General features: G+C 68.4%; 13 protein-coding genes. 1 reads left to right on the top strand and 12 read right to left on the bottom strand.

The genetic code is table 11. The annotated features are described in order from the left end of the window. The 9 genes from ASC91_RS06715 to tssK form a co-directional block, all read right to left on the bottom strand. The gene (locus ASC91_RS06715; protein ID WP_056194157.1) at positions 1-1,185 is read right to left on the bottom strand and encodes a hypothetical protein; all 1,185 of its coding nucleotides are present in this window, start codon (positions 1,183-1,185) and stop codon (positions 1-3) included. A gap of 93 nt (positions 1,186-1,278) precedes the next feature. Continuing rightward, entirely contained in the window at positions 1,279-1,908 is a 630-nt protein-coding gene (locus ASC91_RS06710) for a putative 2OG-Fe(II) oxygenase (RefSeq protein WP_056194154.1), read from the bottom strand. Between the two features lie 25 nt (positions 1,909-1,933). Next, entirely contained in the window at positions 1,934-3,505 is a 1,572-nt protein-coding gene (locus tag ASC91_RS06705) for a hypothetical protein (protein WP_056194151.1), read from the bottom strand. Positions 3,506-3,539: 34 nt separating this feature from the next. Next, positions 3,540-5,225, bottom strand: a complete 1,686-nt coding sequence (locus ASC91_RS06700) for a hypothetical protein (protein ID WP_235531868.1) — start codon at positions 5,223-5,225, stop codon at positions 3,540-3,542. Between the two features lie 147 nt (positions 5,226-5,372). Then, the gene (locus ASC91_RS06695; RefSeq protein WP_056194146.1) at positions 5,373-7,202 is read right to left on the bottom strand and encodes a type VI secretion system contractile sheath domain-containing protein; all 1,830 of its coding nucleotides are present in this window, start codon (positions 7,200-7,202) and stop codon (positions 5,373-5,375) included. Positions 7,203-7,209: 7 nt separating this feature from the next. Then, positions 7,210-7,821, bottom strand: a complete 612-nt coding sequence (tagF, locus tag ASC91_RS06690) for a type VI secretion system-associated protein TagF (RefSeq protein WP_056194143.1) — start codon at positions 7,819-7,821, stop codon at positions 7,210-7,212. Then, the gene (gene tssM, locus ASC91_RS06685) at positions 7,818-11,360 is read right to left on the bottom strand and encodes a type VI secretion system membrane subunit TssM (protein WP_056194140.1); all 3,543 of its coding nucleotides are present in this window, start codon (positions 11,358-11,360) and stop codon (positions 7,818-7,820) included. The genes tagF and tssM overlap by 4 nt, the downstream gene beginning before the upstream one ends. 2 nt (positions 11,361-11,362) lie before the next feature. Further along, positions 11,363-12,706, bottom strand: coding sequence for a DotU family type VI secretion system protein (locus ASC91_RS06680; RefSeq protein ID WP_056194137.1), 1,344 nt, complete (start codon positions 12,704-12,706; stop codon positions 11,363-11,365). Positions 12,707-12,741: 35 nt separating this feature from the next. Next, a complete protein-coding gene (tssK, locus tag ASC91_RS06675) occupies positions 12,742-14,079 on the bottom strand; it encodes a type VI secretion system baseplate subunit TssK (protein WP_056194134.1) in 1,338 nt (445 codons plus the stop codon). A 169-nt stretch (positions 14,080-14,248) separates the two neighbouring features. On the opposite strand from tssK, the gene ASC91_RS06670 reads away from it, so the two are divergent. Further along, a complete protein-coding gene (locus ASC91_RS06670; protein WP_056194131.1) occupies positions 14,249-14,809 on the top strand; it encodes an OmpA family protein in 561 nt (186 codons plus the stop codon). Positions 14,810-14,998: 189 nt separating this feature from the next. On the opposite strand, the gene ASC91_RS06665 is transcribed toward ASC91_RS06670, so the two are convergent. From ASC91_RS06665 to tagH, 3 genes are all read right to left on the bottom strand, one after another. Further along, positions 14,999-15,406: a DUF4280 domain-containing protein gene (locus ASC91_RS06665; RefSeq protein ID WP_056194129.1), complete on the bottom strand. Its 408-nt coding sequence runs from the start codon at positions 15,404-15,406 to the stop codon at positions 14,999-15,001. 171 nt (positions 15,407-15,577) lie between these two features. After that, positions 15,578-16,327: a PP2C family serine/threonine-protein phosphatase gene (locus ASC91_RS06660; RefSeq protein ID WP_056194126.1), complete on the bottom strand. Its 750-nt coding sequence runs from the start codon at positions 16,325-16,327 to the stop codon at positions 15,578-15,580. A 10-nt stretch (positions 16,328-16,337) separates the two neighbouring features. Continuing rightward, entirely contained in the window at positions 16,338-18,101 is a 1,764-nt protein-coding gene (gene tagH / locus ASC91_RS06655) for a type VI secretion system-associated FHA domain protein TagH (protein WP_056194123.1), read from the bottom strand. Positions 18,102-18,162: the final 61 nt, after the last annotated feature.

Genomic DNA, 18,162 nt, shown 5'->3' with positions numbered 1-18,162 from the left:
TTACTTCACGGCGCCCTTCAGGCCGGCCGCAGAGCCGCCGACCGAGCTGATCAGGTCAGCGCCATTGATCAGCGTGTCCATGTTGGCGTACTGCTTCACGGTCTCAAGGAGGGTGCGCGGGGCCAGGACCGGGATCTTCTCAAGGTCGCCGACGACGCCGCGGGCCTTGTCGATGAAGGCCTCGAACTCCTTGTCGCGCTGCTGGGCCTGTTCGATGGCGGTCTGCGCCTTGGTTTGCTCGTCGTGCAGCTTCTTCAGCACGGCAGCCTGCTTGGTGATGCCCTTGAAGTCGCCGGCCGCCTTGACCACCTCCATCTTGTCCTGGGCTTCCCGGGCCTTCACGGCGAGCTTGTCCAGCACGGCGCGGGTGGCCTGGATCATGCCGCGGCGCTCGGTGCACATGCGGGAAGCATCGTCCAGATGCTTGGGCAGGCCGGCCGTCTTGTTGGCGATGCTGCCCAGGTGGGTCTGGATGACCTTCAGATCGGCCTCCAGATTGGCCAGGGCGCGCTTTTCCAGGTCGTACTTGCCCTTGATGTCCCGGCCAACCTTGACCAGGGCGGTCAGCCCGCCGAGGCTGGCGAAGGCGACACCCAGCGCGGCGATGGCAGGCGCCGCGGCGCCAAAGGTGACGATGGTCAGTGCAATGGCGGCGGCGGCGGCGCCGAGGATCAGCACGCCCTTGATGACGGCGCCGGCCACGTGGCGGAACTTCTTCCAGCGGATGTCGCTCTTGATCTTTTTCTTGGCCTCGACCTCGGCATCTTTCTCGATCTTCTCGGCCCAGACCAGGATCTGCTGCTCGATGGTGTTCTTGACCGCGTCCTTGAGGTAGTCGTTGTATTCCTTGATCTTGGTGTCGAGCGACTTCTTGCTGCCGGACGCCGCCTTGATCTGCTCCACGAGCTTGAGCGGGTCGGTCTCCGTGGTCATGTCGTTGTAGGCCTTCTTCATCGCGTCGATTTCCTTTTGCATGGAACTCAACGGCAGCGCAAAGCCCTCGATCTGCTTCTTGAACTTCTTGCGCATCTCGGCTTCGAAATTCTTGGCGATGTAATCGAACTTGACTCGCTCATGGGCCTCGTCGCCGCCACTCTCGAATTCGTAGGTGGCCTCCAGCTTGGGTGGCTTGAGATCGTCCGTACCCGGGATGTCCTCGGTGATGGTGATCGTCTTCTTGACCATGGTGGTGTCTCAGTCGGAATGAAATGGCAGCGGCGATGCGCATGCAAGGCGCCGCCATGTGTGACTGCGCCGGTCCGGAAGTTCCCCGGCTGCTTACCGCGGGCGGCGCTGCACTTCGATGTTGGCCGCGATGACGATGCGCGGCCGGTCGCCCTGGTAGGGCTCCACCGAGTGCCGCAGCCAGCCGGGGAAGATGGCCAGCAAGCCGGTGCGAGGTGTGACGCTGAAGGTCGTCGGGATCAGCTCCGCGCCCGGCATGGAGCGGTGCGAGCCGATCGGATTGATCCAGCTGATGCGGCCCGAGGCGTCGTCGTCGCAGTCGCCCGCGTCGACGTAGTACACGGCCGACCAGTGCGCATCCACGTGATCGTGGACCTGCACATAGTGCCCGCGTTCGAGCACCGTCGCCCAAGCCTGCAGCATGAAGCGGGCTTCGTAGTCCACGCCGCTGCCGACGCGGGCATGGACGCCGCGCACCTGTTCGATGAGCGTGCCGAAGAAGGCGTCCAGGGGCTGCACGCGCCGTGCCGGCAGATCCGCCTGGGAATGCCAGCCGCCGACGACGCTGCGTTGCACGCCTTCGCCAAGCTCGCGCTCCAGCAGGATCCATTCCGCCAGCTCGGCGTTGGCGGCCTCGTCCAGCACGCCTTCCACCAACGCCAGCGGCACGGCGAACAGCTGCAGCAGCTGGGCTGCTGGCCCCTCATCCGGTGCAGGCGTCATCGTCGATGTCCCGCTGGGCGCGGCTTCAATCCTTGTAGACCAGCATGCCCTTTTCCTGCATCCAGGAATAGGCGGCGGGGTAGGCCGACTTGCCCTTCTTGCGAACGTCGGCATTGCCGTTGTTCACGGTGGCATAGAACTCCGCAAACCATTCGCCGGGGGCGCGGTACTGGTACATCGAGACCATCTTCTTGCGCGTGGGGGCGGCGAAGCTCACCCAGCCGTCGTCGCCCAGGCCGGAATCCAGATAGACGCGGCCGTTGTGCGCCACGGGATCGGGGCCGAGGCTGAAGAAGGCGTTGGGCTGGATGCCCTGGCGGACGACCTTGAAGAAGGCCTGGCCCAGGTCAAGCGCGTCCTTCAACACCGTCATCTTCTGCCCGCGGGCCGCAACCTTCTTCATCGCCTCGGATTTGGGGCCGAAGAATTCGAAGGTGGCGGTCGCGAAGTCCTGCTTCAGACCGACGTCATTGCCTTGCAGCTTGGTTGCCTGCACGGTGTTCAGCCAGCGCAGCAGCTCGGGCTTGGCGTCGTCGGTCATGTCGAGCCTGGACTTGAGTTCCGCAGCCAGGGACGTGACGAGGTCGTCCAGCTCCGTAACGACGGCGGCCAGCGTCTTGTGGCCACGCCACTGGCCGCCGTCCATGGAGTCGGTCAACGCCTTGCCGTTCTTGGTCGCGTGGACGGCGTGGCCGAGTTCATGGCGCACCATCACATCGAAGCACTTGGTCCCCTCCAGCGGATCGCCAGCCACCGCGTTGAGGTAGTCCTGATCGAAATTGGCATCGTCCTCGCCGAAGTCGAACTGGGCGAGCTGCGTCTCCGGGATGTAGGTACCGGACGTTCCCTTGCCCGGTACCGCGTTCAGCTTCCACTTCTCGGGCAGATGCTCGGCAGGGAAGGTCGCCAGGATGTCCACGGCCTTGTCGAGGACGTGCGGTGGCACGGGTGCCGGCGCTTCCCCGTTGTCGTCGGTCTTGACGCTGTCCAGCGAGCAGGCGAAGGCCTTCTCGAACACCTTCTGGCGCAGCGCCGTGTCCGTCTTCGGCGCTGACCGCAGCGCGTTCAGCAGCTCCTTCTTCACGCCCTCGGTCGGCTTGCCCTTGACGGTCTCGAGGTAGTCCATCACCTCGCCGCGGAACTTGGGTTCGGCCAGCTTGCCCGCCAGTTCGCCCTTTTCCATGGCTTCCTGGACATTCTTGAGTGCCGGCGGCAGCACCTCCGGCACGGGAGCGTCCTTGCCCTTGGGCTCGCTGCCTTTGACGGGCGCCTGCGCCTTGGGGCCTTTCGGCGCCTCCTTTGGCGCCTCCTTCTGCAGCCGCTCGATCAGCCGCTCCAGCGGCGCCAGCGCTTGCACCAGCGGCTCGGCGTGCGAGCGGGCCAACTGGCTGTCGGTGCGCACCTTGAAGGTGATGTCCAGGGCGCGCTTGGCGCCGTCGCGAACCTTGACGAGGTCTTCCAGAGCGTCGGTGTGCTGGCAGCCCTGCACTTCCTTCAGGTGCATGTCCAGCAGCGCGACAGCATCCTTCTCCTCGGTCATCCCGTCCTTGGTCGAGCCGATGGCTTCGAGCACTTCGCGGAGATTGGTCTTTCCCATGACTGAGTTCCTGTGATCCGTTGGATGGAGGCGTTCAGGCCGTGATGGCCGTACGCAGCTGGCTCAGGGCACCCAGCAGTGGCGTGCGGATGTCTTCGGCCAGTTCGCACACATCGGCGACGACGTCGTCGTCGGCCAGCCACCGCTGCAGCTCGTTGACCTGCTGCAGCGTGGCCGGCTCGGCCGTCAGGTTCTTGATCACCGCCTGCAGCTCGATGATGGCTTTGGCCGAGCTGGCGTGCTTGGCATTGGCCACCTTGGTCGCGACCGACTTGAGCGAGTTCACGGCGGCCGCGCGGCGGGTCTTCCATTCGTCCATGGCCTGGGCGGCACTTTTGCCAGAGCTTGAGCCGCTGTTGGCCGCAGCGCCGCCGCCCTTCTTCAGCAGCGCCTCGATCGCGTCGAGCACCTTCTCCGAGTCGGCGAATTTGCCGGCCTTGGACAGCTGGGTGATGCCGGCCACCAGCTCCTTGATGCGGGCGGCGTCCGCGCCGGCCAGCCCGGCCTTGATGCCCGCCTGCAGGCCAGCGAAGCGCTTCATGAAGCTGACCTGCGCGCCGCCAGACGCCTTCTCGGTCGACGCGTCCGCGTCCTGCTCGTCCTCCTGCTCGTCGGCCCCGTCATCCTCGCCACCGGCAAGCAGGGCCTCGATCTCGTCGAGCTCGGCGTCGGCATCGCCATACTTGTCGGCCTTGGTCAGCTTGGCGATCTCGGCCATCAGCTCCTTGATGCGCGCCGCCGAGGGGCCGCGCAGGCCGGCCTTGATGTCGGCATCCAGCGAGGCCATGCGTTCCATGAATTCCTCGCGGCCCAGGTCGTCCGCGGCATCGGCCGGATCGGCCTTGAGCAGGTGTTCGGGGATGTCCTCGCCTTCGGTCTCCTCGACCTCGCCGGTCGACTTGCGCACCCGCATCTTCAGGTTGAGCTTGAGCAGCTTCTTGAGCCAGAGCTGCACCTTCTTGAGGGTGGTGCTGGCCAGGCGGTCGCTGACGAAGGTGAGCGCGTTCTTCTCCCACACCACGACGGCCTTCATGTCCTTCAGGACCTTGAAGGGCGCTTCACCGGGCATCAGGCCCTTGAGAAGCTTCTCCTGCGCGGGGCCGACCGCATAGGCCAGGGCCAGGCTGGCGCTGGTCTTGCCCAGCACGATCATGAACCGCATCGGCCGTGCATTGGGCTGGGGCTTGCGCAGCAGGGCGATGGCCGTCAGCAGCTTGCTCTTCAGCAGCTTGGTCTGCTTGGCGATGACGGCGCTGCTCGGGCCGCTGGCGGACTTCTGCGCGGCCAGCTCCTGCGTCTTGGCGTCCAGCGCCTTGCGGGCCGCCGTGACGGCCGTGTCCACGTCGGCACGGTACTCCTTGGCCGCCTTGACGATGGCCGCTGCCGCCGTGAGCGGCTCCTTGGGGAAGGCCTTGTCCTTCTTTGCTTCGCTCTCGAAGCTGGTCGCCGCGGTCTCCACCGCCTGCGCCTGGCTCAGCAGCGCCTTGATCTTGCCCTTGACGGCCGCATCGAGCTCGGCGGCGCGGGCCTTGGCGTCATCGGCGGTCTTGAGCTTGTCGGTGCCGTAGGCATCCCAGTCGAGCGCGAGATGCTGCTTGGTGAGTTCCTTGAGCGCGTCCGGCAACTTGGTGGCCGGGGCTTTCGCGGCCTTGGCCAGCGCGGATTTCTGCTTGTCCCAGTAAGCGACGCCAAGCGTCTGCGGCAGATTGACCTGAGCCATCATTCCCCCTAGTAGGCGGTTGATTGAAAAGAGTGGCCGAGGCTCCCGGCATCGGCGTCATGCTGCGTCGGGAGCACTCGATGAGTGCGTTGCGGCGCGTGTCTGGCGTGCTGACTCCGAGCGTCGGGGTCATCACTGCCCTTGCGATCAACTCAGTGACTTCAACAGCGCTTCCAGTTCCGCATCCACATCGGATTCGCTGTCTGCGGCGGCAGATTCGATCGCCGGGCTGTCGTCGTTCAGACTCGCGAGCAGCGCATCGAGGTCGTCGCTGTCCGATGCCGCTGGTTCGGGTGCGGGCGCGGCGTCATCCGAATTCAAGCCGGCGAGCAGGGCGTCCAGGTCACTGCTGTCGGGCGAGCTGTCTGATGAGGTGGCGGTATTGGCCTCGGCGTCGGCTTCTGCAGCCGCGTCGTCCGATACCTCAGGCTCGGCATTGGCGGTGCCCTTGCGCGCTGGCCGCTGGACGGGCTCGGCCAACTTGCTGCGCACGGCCAGCTCCACGCCCATGCGCGCGCCCGGCTTGGCGGCGCCGGCGGCCGGCGGCGTGAAGACACCCGCCACGGTGTCCGGGCCGGTGAGCTGCACCAGCGGTTCGCCCTTGTGCGCCATCAGCGCCTTGATGCCGTAGCGGCCCAGTTCGGTCGCCACCATCGAGGAAATGAAGCGCTCGGTGCAGGGCAGGGCCGTGCTGTCGCCGTCGGCATCGACGAAGTGGTGGAAGGGCAGGTCGTTGACGTTGGGCGCGCCGTTCTGGCCGGCCAGCACCGTCAGTGCCAGCAGCGCCGGGTGACCCCACAGCAGCCCGCCCAGGCCGTCGGCCATCGTGAATTCCTCGAAGGCGAAGGATGAGATCGGATCGCTGCGCTTGCCGTAGGGGTGGCGCATCAGGAAGCGCGGGCCGAGCAGGGCCAGGCGCTTGGACTCCGGCAGGCCGCGCAGCGCGGCGAAGGCATCGACAACCAGCTGATGGGGCGGGTTGCGCGGGTTGCTGAGGTCATCCACCGCCATCGCGGTGAAGAAGGTCGCACCGGCGGCGGCGGCGACCTTGGCCATGCGGCCCAGCAGCTCGGTGTGCGGCGGCGTGGCCTCGAACTGGTAGAGGCCGGCGACGTAGGTGTAGCCGCCGTCCTTGGCCTCGGCGGGCTTGCTCACCAGCAGGCGGTACAGGCCGCTGTCGGTCAGGTCGTCGCTGGCGCTCAGGTCGGCGGCGAACTCCTCGGCGCTGATGTCGATCAGGTGGACCTGCAGCATCGGCCCGGTCTCCAGGCGGCGAAGCAGGAAGTCGACGCCGCGCCACAGCGACTCGGTGGCCTGGAAGTCGGCCTGGTGCAGCACGGCACGCATGCCGTCGGCAATCGCGGCGTCCAACGTGTTCAACAGACCCGCCTTCTCGGGCTTGGCCGCCGGCACGACGAAGGGGCCGATGACGTTGCGCAGCAGCGTGTCGATGCCGCCGCCGCTGTCAGGGGCGCTCGCGCGGCCGGTCAGTCGCGCGAAATCGTCCAGTCGGGCGCCGGCCGACGGGCTGGCGCCGCGAGCGCGCGCGCCGCGGCCCGCGCGCGAGGCCTTCTGGGTGCTGCCGGCGAACTTGGCGACCTCGGCGGCGGCCTTGTCGAAGCTGGCGGTGTTGTTCAGGCGCTTGCGCAGGTCATTGAGCTTCTTGAACAGATCCAGCTCGCGGAACAGCGTGTCGGGGTGGAAGGAGTCCAGGTCGGCGAGCGGGATCTCGACCGGCGCGCCGTCGGTGCCCACCGGAAGGTTCAGCGTGATGTTCTGCTGGCCCAACCAGTCTTCGAGCGAATCGAATTCGACGGCGCGCGGCTTGCGGCGGGTGAGCTCATCGCCGGTGTCCAGGCGGCCGGCCGCGGCGCCCGCGCCGAAGTCGCCCAGCAGCGCGATGCGGATCGGCCGCTTGGCGGCCCAGGCAGGAGCGGGGGCCGAGAGTTGGCCGTAATTGGGGGTCCAGTCGCTCATGGCGTCCTCAGTCGGGTCTGAAAAGGGCGGCGAAGGCCGCGCCTTGGGGGAGGGCGGGCTGCACGCTCGGGCCGCCACCGGCATGCAGCCACAGGCTGCAGCCTTGCAGGCCGTCCCAGGCGGCCTGACTCAGCAGAGCGGCCAGGGCCGGCGGCAGGCCGTTGTCGGGCGGGGAGGTCGGAGACGGAACGTCGGCCAAGGCGGCGTCCAGCGTCTCGGCACTCCAGTCGTCATGAAGCGCGTTGACGGCGATCTCCTCGAGTTGGCCAGCCCAGTGCCACAGCGCGGCCACCTGAGCACCATCGCTCGGCCGCTGCAATGGCGGGCTGATGACGACGAGGGGGAAGTAGCGCCCGACGCGGTCTACCGAAGGGATCATCACGCCGACACGCAGACCTTCACCCGAGCCATCAGGCAAGGCACCAGGCAGCAGCGCGAATCGCCAGGCCGGGCTGGCGAGGTAGTCGTTCAGCCAGGTATCGGGCGCGTCCACGCGCAACTGGTGCAGGCCGGCGGCCAGCCAGCAATCCCATTGAGCGATCCATTCCGGAGTCAGCCGGCGCGACGCGAAATCGCCGAGCGCCGGCAACTTGCCATACCAACCGGCAACGCCGCTCACAACGCCCCCGGGCAGCGGAACTGCTGCAGCTCGCGCAGCCGGAACGGATTGAAGACGCTGCTGGCCGTGACCTCCAGCCGGGCGCGGTGGCCATCGAGGTTGATGACGACGACGAAGCGCTCGGGCTGTTGCGGCGAGCCCTGCACCTCGAAGCGGTCGAAGAGGCGGAACAGCGCCCAGGGGCCGTCGAAGGTGACCGGCGTGCCGCCCGGCTGGCCGCTGAGCTTGATCTGCGAACTCAGGCGCGCGCCCGGCCATTGCAGGCTGACCGCCTGGTTGCTGCCGGCGGTGAATTTGCTGACCTGACCGTCGATATCCAGCGTCAGCTCCTTCAGGCCGTCATTGAGCTCCAGCACGCGCACGTCGACGCGGAAGGCCGGCGACTTGCCGCCGCCTCGGAAGAAGACCTCGCGCACGCGGGTGGCGCGCTGGAAGTCGGCCAGGGCGGCCGGCGAGACCGGCTTCGCTCCATCACCCGTGGGCCGGAAGCTCCAGGGGTTGGTGCCGACGTCGACGAGGGGGCTGAGCTTGCGCGTGAAGAAGTCATCCATCATGCCGCCGGGGGCAAAGAACTGGCCGAAGTCTTCCGGCAGCACGTCGACCTTGGAACCTTGCGCGACGGGGTAGCGGCCGGCGATGGCGCGCGAGCAGAACTCGCTGACCGGTTGCAGTTCGCCGGTCAGGCTCTGGCGCTCCACCAGGCGGCTCTGGTTGTCGGCGGCTTCGGCCAGCGTCTCCAGCGCACCGCGCAGCGGCTCGGGCTGTTGGCCGGCAGCGGCCTTGAGCTTGCCGCCACCACCCCCCGCGGGCGGCGGCGATTTGCTCTTCAAGGCTTCCTGCACGGCGCTGAGCTGCACATAGACCTCGTTGAACATCTTCATCACATCGTCCAGCGGCGGCGGCGTGCCGGTCACCAGGCGGCGCAGCGCGGCGAAATGATCATCGACGATCTTCTCCAGCGGGCCGTCGCGCGATATGGACGTCGGCGCCTTGGCCTGGTTTCCGGCCAGGCGGGCCAGTTCGCCGCCCTTGGCGAAGACGGCGTCGTCGGCGCGCTTGTTCAGCTCCTTGTTGATGGTGTTGTCGTTGCTGACCGGGTCGATCAGCGTCGTCTCCCTGGACGCGGCGCGCAGGAAGGCGGCCAGCGGCGAATCCACCGCCGACACCAGGCGCGACACGGCAATGCCGCGGTCCAGGCCGTTGAGCTTCACGAGGCGCACGTCGGCCAGGTAGGCGTCCCAGACCTTGACGTACTCCTCCAGGTAGAGGCGGCGCACGCGCTCCACCAGCGTTTTGTCGGCCGCCTGCCGCTTGGCCGTGGCGGCGTTGGTGCCCAGCACCCAGGCCTCCTCGTCGGCGAGCTGCTTGGCCGTCTTGTCCACCGAGGTCTGGAAGGCCTTCTTGTAGCCGTCCTTGGTGAACATGCCCGGGATGCCCTGGGTCAGCGGCTGGCCGCTGGCACGCACGAAGACGTTAGGGCTCTGCGGGCCGGCCGCGGCCGCCACCGTGAAGGGCGGCAGGTCGCCGTCGATCTGGGCGCGGCGCAGGCGGCTGAAGATGCGGTACTCCAGCGGGTAGGCGCCCAGCATCTCGCGCACGCTGGATACCAGCGTCTTGTCCATGGGCTGGGCCACTTCGAAGGCGCCGCGCGACAGCAGGGCGTCGAGGTGGTTCTTCAAGAGCGCCACCTTCTCGGCGCCGAGGCTGCCTTCGAGGTTGGCGTCCCAGTCCAGGCCCACCCAGGCCTGCAGGCCCGGTGCGTCCAGATGCTCGGGCGTGTAGAGCATCAGATAGGCCTTCAGCGACTCGTAGGCGAACTCGAGGTTGTCGCGGTTGGCTGTGCGCAACCTTTCCTCCAACCGGGCCGCGACGCGCGGTGCCAGGCCGCGCTGCAGCAGGCGGTGGTAGGAGACCTGGGCACCGGCGTCGAGCTTGTCGCCCTGGAAGAGGCCGAAGCCCAGGCGAAGCGGCGGGTCATTCAGCGCGAAGCCGGGCGGCTGGGCCGCGTCGCGGATGGCGGCCAGGGCCTCGGGCAGGGCCGAGGGGTCGCTGCCGCTGGTGGGCGGCAGGGCCTTGATGGTGTCCTGCAGGGCCGGCAGCTTGGCCTCGATGTCGGTGATGTAGCGCTGGTTGCCGAAGTAGCTGAAGCCCCAGCCCACCAGCAACGTCAGCGTGACGAGGCCCAGGGTCGCCAGGCCGGCCAGTCGCAGGCGCGCACTGCGGCGCTCGACCTGGGCGTTCTGGCCCACCAGGCCTTGCTCGACGAACACCACCTTGCGCAGCAGGTGGTTCAGGAAATAGCTGCGGCCCTTGGCTGCGGCGGGTGGCGTCAGGCGGCGCTCGACGCCGAAGGTGCGGGCCAGCGCGCCGAGCACGCGGTCGATGGGCGTGCCTTCCTGAGTGCCGCTGGTGAAGTAGACGCCGCGCAGGCGCGGGGCTTCGTCGAGCGCACCGCTGCCGCCGAAGACGGTCTCCAGGTAGCCGCCCAGCAAGCCCTTGAGCCCGCCGAACTGCTGCGGGAAGGCGAACAGCGTGGCGCGCTTGAGGGTGTCGCTCTCGGCTTCCATGCGTTCGATGAGGCGCTCGCGCAGGCGCTTCTCCAGCGACGCGAACTCGCTGCCAAAGTTGGCCAGCGTCTCCTCGCCAGGGGCCATCGAGACGGGAAAGCTGAAGCCGAAGACCTGGTCTCGCTCCTCCTTGCCCATGGGGCCGAAGGTCTCGTTGAAGCCGGCCAGCAGGTCGCACTTGGTGACCATCACGTAGACCGGTGCGCGCACGCCCAGGCGCTGCTGCAGCTCCTGCATGCGGCCGCGCACGCGCGAGGCCTGCTCCTTGCGCTGGTCGGGCGGCAAGGCCAATAAGTCCTGCACGCTGATGGTCAGCAACACGCCATTGATGGGTCGGCGGGGCCGTGCCTTGCGCAGCAGGTCGAGGAATGTGTTCCAGGCCGCGGCATCGGTCTCCTTGTCGGAGTCCTGCGTCGCGTAGCGGCCGGCCGTGTCGATGAGAACGGCCTCGTCGCTGAACCACCACTCGCAGTTGCGGGTGCCACCCACGCCGCGCACGCTGGCCTGGCCTAGCTTCTCGGTCAGCGGGAAGTTCAGGCCTGCATTCAGCAGCGCCGTCGTCTTGCCCGAGCCCGGTGCGCCGACAAAGATGTACCAGGGCAGGTCATACAGCGAGCTGCCGCCGAACAGGCCCTTCTTGGCGCCCGGCGCCTTCTTCAGCAGGCCCAGCGCCTGCGTGAAGCGCTCCTGCAGCACCACCTCTTCCTTGGCTGCAGCCGAAGGCCCGGAGCCCATGCCCTTGACGAGGGCGGCGTTGATGCGGCGGCGGCGCATCTGCGTCCACACCAGGCGCAGGCCGCCCAGCAGCCAGACGATGGCCAGGGCAATCCAGCGCGAGAAGCTGGTGTCCAGCGGCCGGTGCTCGCCGAAAGCGATCAGTGGGCCGACCCACCAGACCAGGGCCGAGATGACAAGCAGGCCGAACACGCCGAGCGTGACGGGGTGGAACAGGAAGGACAGGACTTTTTTCATGATCAGCGGTCCTGCACCATCAGCGTGACTTCGACGCGGCGGTTCTTGGCTCGACCGGCGGGGGTGGCGTTGTCGGCCACGGCCTCAGCATCGGCTCGCCCTTCGGCACGCAGCCGGCCGATCTCGACGCGCTCGGCCAGCAGGTTGCGGAAGGCCTCGGCGCGGGCCTGCGACAGATGCCAGTTGGACGGGAAGCGCAGCGAGCGGATGGGCTGGTTGTCGGTATGGCCGGTGATCTGCACCTGGCCCTTCATGCGCTGCAGCGCCTCGCCGATGCGCAGCACCAGCGGCCGCAGCTCCGACGACACCTCGGCGCTGCCGGGGTTGAACAGGCCGTCGCCCTTGATGATGACGATGGAGCGGTCGGCCAGGTCATTGACCTGCACCAGGCCGGCCTTGACGTCGAGGTCCAGCAGGCCGGCCAGGCGCGGCGCTGCGGGTGGCGGCGTGGGCGCGGCGACCGCGGCGGTCTTGACGTCGAAGCCGCGCAGCGTGGCGAAGACGGCGTCCGAGTTGCCGTTGATGCTGAAGCGCAAGCCCACGTAGACGAGCAGCAGCACCAGGGCCGTGGCGGCCCAGATCACCCAGAGCGGCAGCTTCTGGCGCAGGCCGCCCTCGCCAGGCTCGGCACCCTGCCAGCGTGGCGACAGCGCCGGGTCGGGATTGAGGCCTTGGCGCAGCATCTGCGCCAGCCGGGCGCGCACGCCATCGAGCTGGGCGCGGCCGTTGTCGACGACGCGGTAGCGGCCCTCGAAACCGAAGGCCAGGCAGACGTAGAGCAGCTCCAGCAGGTTGCGGTTGGCCGGCACGTTCTCGGCCAGCTTGGCCATCAGCGCGAAGACCTTCTCACCCCCCCAGGACTCGTTGTGGAATTGCACCAAGAGGCTCTGCGCGGCCCAGGCGCCCGAGCCGCCCCAGGGTGTGCTCGCGGCGGACTCATCGAGCAGCGTGCACAGGATGTAGCGGCCGGCGATGACCTGCTCATTGGGCAGGCCTTCCGCGCGCGCCTTGGCCTCGAAGGCGCGGATGCCTTCGGCCAGGGCCTCCTTCAGCCCGGCGGGGTTGGGATGCTGGGCGCTGTGGCGCACGCGCGGCGCTGCTGACAGCAGCGGCATGGCGGCGGCCACCAGCGGGTTGAGGCTGGCGGTGGTGAGTGCCTCCAGCGCCATCGGCGCTTCTTTGCCCATCGGGCCAGCGGGCATGCCGGCAGGCGCGCCGCCCATGGGCCCGGCCGGCCGGACCGGTGGCTGGGGCGCCGTCGTCGCCGCCCGGCCCGCGCTGGGCTTGATGACGGTGCGGTCCTGCCCGAAGGCGGCGAAGGGGTCGTCGTTGTTGGGATCGCTCATGGGGCGGACCGATCAGGGATCAGGGTGAGAGGGGGTCAGGCACGGATGGCCCAGAACTCCAGCTCAAGGCCGGGGAACTCGCCGGCGATGTGCATGGCCAGGCCGCCCGAGCTTTCGAGCTGCTTCCACAGCTCGTTGCCGCGGGTCTCCAGCTCGAAGTAGTTGTGGCCCGCGTGATAGGGGATCTGGCGCGGCGCCACCGGCAGCGGGCGCAGCGTGACGCCGGGCAGCTGCAGGTTGACGAGGTCGCGGATGCGCTCGACCGGGCCGATCTTGACCTGGGTGGGGAAGCGGGCCCGCAGTGCGTCGCCGGGCAGCTGGGCCGACACGGCCAGCACGAAGGTGGCGCTGCGCTGCAGCTGCACGTCGGGGATGAGGGCGACGCGCACGCCGTAGGCGCGGTCCTGCAGCTCGATGGGGATGGCGGTCTGCTCCATCACCATCGACAGCGACTGGCGCAGGTCGTCGATGACCGGGCGGAAGGTGGCGGCGAGGTCGTCGTGCACATACTCGGCGTATTGGGCCGGGCGGCGGCTGTCGCGGAAGGTGGCGAGGTCGCCGGCCAGCGTCAGGCAGTCGCTGTAAAGCCGCTCCGGGTGCAGCAGCGAGACTGAGCGCAGGTGGTTGAACAGGGCCTGGTTGCGGTTGACGGCTTCCAGCAGCAGGAAGTCCGAGATCTCGCCGACACCGCCGCGGCCGGGAGCGGCCAGGCGGGCGGCAAGCGCTTCACCGCGCTGGTTCAGCAGGCCGCAGAGTTCGCGCACATAACCGTCCAGCACCGGGTGGGCCGGCGCATGCAGCAGCGGCGGCACGAAGCTGGGGTCCAGCACGACGCGGTTGTCGGCACGGCGCTCGACGACGCGGGCCACGCCCAACGTGGCGTAGCCCTCACCAGCATCGCGTTGCAGCATCAGGCGCAGGTTGAGCCGGCCGATCTGCAAGGCGGCGTCGCGGTCGAGCTGGGAATTGCTGTCGCCGACATTGACCTCGGCGGCCATGAAGCGCGGGCCCATGGCGCCGGCGGCCTGTTCGGCATCGGTCTCGACGACGCCCGGGCGCTGCAGGGTGACGGCCAGCACGACGATCTCATTGCGGGCGTCGGCCGGGATGTCCAGGGCCGCGGGTGCGGCATCGCCGCCCGGGGCGGAGAAGGCCGTGCCGTCGGGCAGCAGGCCCTGTGCCGAAGCCAGGCCCACCTTCCCCAGTGTCAACGAGGCCTCGTCCAGGCTCAGGGCCCCGAAGCCCCAGGCATAGGCCACGGCCTGCTGCAGGCGTTGGCGCCACTGGTGCTCCCAGTGGCGGTCGTGCTGCTGGAAGTGCTGCGGCTGGAGGAACATGCCCTCCGTCCAGATCACTCGGTCACGCCAGGTCATGGATGGGATCGCCTCAATGGAGCAGAAAAACAGACGGTAAGCAGCCACGGCGGCCTGCGATCAGGCACTGAGTGACTGTGGGGCGCGCTTGGTTCCCCGCTCCATCGGGAACCAATCGGCAGCGACGGTCACTCAGACAGCGGTTCATTCCGCCACACGAGTACCCGTCATGAAGAAGTTTCGCCCCCTCCTGATCCTTTCCTTGTGCGGTCTCACCCTGAGTGCGGCAGCCCAGACGCCGGAGATTCCCCCTCCAGCGGCGTCCGCTGCCGACGCGGTCGACCTGGGCAAGACCGTGCCCACGGCAGAGTCCATCGCCGAAGGCCTGTTCCCTGACGACAAGTGCAAGGAACTGGAGGCTTCGGGCTTCAAGTGCATGGGCTTCAAGCCGGCCATCAAGTACTCGCTGCCGGCCACGGCCTTCAAGGTGGGCTCGGCCGAACTGCCGCCTGTGCTGAAGAAACAGCTCGACGTCTTCGCCGACGTGCTCAAGACCAAGAAGAACAGCGACCGCAAGGTGCGCGTCATCGGCCACGCCGACGCCTCGGGCACGCCGCAGGCCAATCAGGCCCTGTCCATCAAGCGAGCCGAGTCGGTGCGCGACTATCTCGTCAGCAAGGGCACCGATCCGGCCTTGCTGGTCATCGAAGGCGTGGGCTCCAAGGACCTGAAGAATCCCGCCAAGCCCAACGCCGACGAGAACCGCCGGGTGGAGATCGGGCGGAAATAAGAAGCCCCTCGTCCGGTCTCGCCGCGCTGAACGCGGGCGTGCCCAACCGGTCCCCCGAGGGGACGGCGATGCTTGCGGCATTGAGCCGCAAGCACATTGCCCAGCGGGCCGGCTTGGGAGCGGCCCGGCGCTCGGCCCGAAAAGAGAAAGCCGCCCGTGGAGGGCGGCTTTCACTTTAGGATTTCCCGTTCAGGGCACCATCTCGGTCATCTGACCGGGTGACACGATGCTGACGACGCCGGCATAGGCGCACATCAGCTTGGAGGTGTTGTTCAGCACCGGCATATTGGCCAGCATGACGGTCGGGGCGCCTGGCACCCAGGGCGCGGGAAAGACCGGCACGCAGGGCATGGGCGTCAGCGTGAACACGCCCTGCGCCGCCGCCGTGGCGGCCGCGGTGGCTGCGGCGACCGTCGGGTTGGCCATGCTCTTGCACGGGCCGAAGGGCTGGATGTTCACCATGGGCTTGTTGTCCATGATGTTGGCCGCAAACTGGTTGCTGGTCTTCATCTTGTTCAGCGGCAGCACTTCCAGCGCGCTGGGCTTGGAGCCGAAGGTGCATATCAGCTGAGCACCCTTGCAGACATGTTGAGGCATGGCGCTTCTCCTTAGGCGATAGGGCCTGAGTATTGCGGGCCGAGCGACGGGCCGCTCCCTAGCCGGCCCGCGTTGGCGACTAGCTTGCGGCTCAATGCTGCAAGCGTCGCCGTCCCCGCGGGGGACCGACCGGACGCGCCCGCGTTCAGCGCGGCGAGACTGGGCGAGGGGCTAATCATTCTTGAGCCAGAGGGCCAGGCCGGTGAAGTTGTCGTGGTTGGGCTTGTCGGCCGCGGCCAGCCGCACGCGCTGGCCGAGGTCGTTCAGCCAGGCTTGCGGCTCTGCCGCAAAGGACAGCGCGATGGCGATCTCGTCGTCGGTCAGCCATTCCCACAGGCCGTCGGTGCACAGCATCAGGGCCTCGCGACCCTCCAACGGCCAGGGTTGGGGCGCGACGCTGATGTGCAGATCCTCGCCCTGGGTGCCCAGGGCCGAGTAGAGCTCGCTGCGCTTGGGATGTACCCGAGCACCGGCCTCGTCAAGCAGGCCGCCGTCGATGAGGGACTGCACCAGGCTGTGGTCGCGCGTGCGCTGGGCGAGAACGCCATCGCGGAAGGCATAGAAGCGCGAGTCGCCGCAGTGGCCCCACAGCGCGGTGCGCTCCTGCAGGTCGATGGACAGCACGACCACCGTGGAATGCATATTGCGCAGCTGCGGGTTGGCGGCGCGCTGGGCGAGCAGCTCGCGGTTGGTGTCCGCCAGCAGGGCTTCCAGCGCCTGCGGGTGGTGGGCGGGCAGGCTGGCATAGCCCTGCAGCACATGGCTGACGGCGAGCTTGGACGCGATGTCGCCGCCGCCATGGCCGCCAGCGCCATCGGCCAGCACACAGCACAGGTAGCGCTCGGAATGCCAGTGGCCGCAGGCGTCCTCGTTGTAGTCGCGGCCGCCCTGTTCCGACATCAATGCGAGCTCGATTTGCACGGGGCTCCTTCTATCGTTGTTCTTGCTCAAGCGCGTCGAGCTGCGCTTCATAGGCGCGCAGGAACTCGCGCCCGAAGACCTGGTGGAAGTCGTCCGACAGTTCACCGGCGATCTGCTGGTATTCGTTCTGGAACACCGACCAGAGCTGGGCCTTGCGCGCCGCGGGCAGCAGGCTGGACAGCACCGACTTCTGCGTCAGCCGCGATTCCAGCTGAGCGGGGTCGAAGCGCTGCAGCAGGCCTTCGAGCGCGGCGCGCATGCCGGCCAGGAAGGCGAGTTGGTGGGCGCGCAGGTCGTCGAAGGCGTCGCGCAGGGCGCGATGGGGTTCGATGAAGCCGCGCACCGACGGCCCGAGCAGGTGGCCGAGCGCCACCTCGGCCGTGGGTGAGAACTTCAGCGGGTTGTTTTCCTTGGCGACGATCATGGTCGCCTCGGCGCGTACTTCGCGCTTCAGGGCCGCACGAGCGACCAGCAGGTCCACCGTGCCGCGCGCCGACTCGTGGACGAGCTGGCCCAGCAAGCGCATGAACTCGGGCGTGAGACCACCGGCCGGCAGGTTGGGAATCCCCAGGCCTTCACGGAAGGCGGCCAACAGGGCGGCTTGATCGGCAGGCATGCCTGGAGCCATGGGTGTGGGCTGGGCGACCGGTGCTGCCATGGCCGGCGGCGGGGGCGGCGGCATCAGCGGTGCGGCGGGCGCTGCCACGGGCGCGGCGGCTTCGGGCTTCTTGCCCGCCCGGATGATGGTGCGGCCCTCGCCGGCGCTGTCGTTCCAGGACACGACGGCGCCCGACAGCGTGCCGGATGGATCCAGGGCATTCAGCGCAGCCATGGAGGCGGCCGGCGGCCGGGGCCGCTGGCCCGTCGATGTCGACGATGCCGGCGCGTTGGGCGCAATGAAGGGCCGGTTCAGCTCCGAGGTCGTGTCTGGCAGCGCCTGCCCGGCCGCGGCGGGCAGCATGCCCAGGGCCTGCATCGGGTCGGCATGGCCCGCCATATTGGGCTGGGCGACGGCCTCGCCGAGCAGGGATTGGGCCAGCGGGTTGTTGCTGGCGGGCGTGGGCGCGCCCAGGCCGAACAGCATGTCCAGCGAATCGCCGCCGGCACCGCGGCCACTGCTGGCGCCGGGCAGGTCGGGGATCAACGGTGCGGGTGCGCCGGCGCCCAGGTCCAGGCCAAGGGCACGTGCGCCGGCCGAAGGCGCCGGGGTGGCTGCCTGCCTGGGTGCGGCCACCGGCGCGAAGGGGTCCCAATCTGCCGGGATGCCGCCCATCGCCGCGGGCGGTGGCGGTGCGGTGAAAGACGGCGCCGGTGCGGGCGGAGCGGGAGGATTGGGGCCGCCGAAAAGGCCGAGCGGGTCGGCGGCCGCCACGTCACGCCGAATGCCCGGCTGGGTCAAAGCCGTGGCCGGTGCCATGCCGAAGAAGTCGGCAAAGGGGTCGGCCGCAGCGCCGCTGGGGCTGCCGGCTTCGACGACGAGGACATAGCCGCCGATCTGGATCTGGTCGCCCGGCTTGATGGCTGCCTCGCGGCCCTTGCCGAGCTGGATGCCGTTCACGCTGATGGCATTGCTGCCCTGGTCGACGATGCCGAAACCGCTGCTGGCGCGGAACAGCACGCGGGCGTGCACGCGCGAGATCGTGCGCTCGGGGTCGGGCAGCACCAGCTGGTTGGTGTCCGCGCGGCCGATGTCGCCGCCGAGTTCGTCGAACTGGGCGGACAGCGGCTGGCTCACGGGCAGCCCGTTGAAGGTGGTGACGTTGAGGCGAATCATGGTGAGCGATTCTCAGCGCGGCATGGGTCTGCGACGACCCCTGCAAAGCGGGTATGGATGC

This window comes from Pelomonas sp. Root1237 (genome assembly GCF_001425055.1).
GTDB lineage: Bacteria > Pseudomonadota > Gammaproteobacteria > Burkholderiales > Burkholderiaceae_C > Pelomonas.
The sequence above is the reverse complement of the archived record's forward strand: the minus strand, read 5'-3'. Positions and strand labels throughout refer to the sequence as shown.

Excerpts from the sequence above, each read along its gene's own strand:
- ASC91_RS06710 (WP_056194154.1), bottom strand. The coding sequence starts at position 1,908 with ATGACGCCTGCACCGGATGAGGGGCCAGCAGCCCAGCTGCTGCAGCTG.
- ASC91_RS06680 (WP_056194137.1), bottom strand. The coding sequence starts at position 12,706 with ATGAGCGATCCCAACAACGACGACCCCTTCGCCGCCTTCGGGCAGGAC.
- tssK (WP_056194134.1), bottom strand. The coding sequence starts at position 14,079 with ATGACCTGGCGTGACCGAGTGATCTGGACGGAGGGCATGTTCCTCCAG.
- ASC91_RS06695 (WP_056194146.1), bottom strand. The coding sequence starts at position 7,202 with ATGAGCGACTGGACCCCCAATTACGGCCAACTCTCGGCCCCCGCTCCT.
- ASC91_RS06705 (WP_056194151.1), bottom strand. The coding sequence starts at position 3,505 with ATGGGAAAGACCAATCTCCGCGAAGTGCTCGAAGCCATCGGCTCGACC.
- ASC91_RS06665 (WP_056194129.1), bottom strand. The coding sequence starts at position 15,406 with ATGCCTCAACATGTCTGCAAGGGTGCTCAGCTGATATGCACCTTCGGC.
- ASC91_RS06670 (WP_056194131.1), top strand. The coding sequence starts at position 14,249 with ATGAAGAAGTTTCGCCCCCTCCTGATCCTTTCCTTGTGCGGTCTCACC.
- tssM (WP_056194140.1), bottom strand. The coding sequence starts at position 11,360 with ATGAAAAAAGTCCTGTCCTTCCTGTTCCACCCCGTCACGCTCGGCGTG.
- ASC91_RS06700 (WP_235531868.1), bottom strand. The coding sequence starts at position 5,225 with ATGGCTCAGGTCAATCTGCCGCAGACGCTTGGCGTCGCTTACTGGGAC.
- ASC91_RS06715 (WP_056194157.1), bottom strand. The coding sequence starts at position 1,185 with ATGGTCAAGAAGACGATCACCATCACCGAGGACATCCCGGGTACGGAC.
- tagH (WP_056194123.1), bottom strand. The coding sequence starts at position 18,101 with ATGATTCGCCTCAACGTCACCACCTTCAACGGGCTGCCCGTGAGCCAG.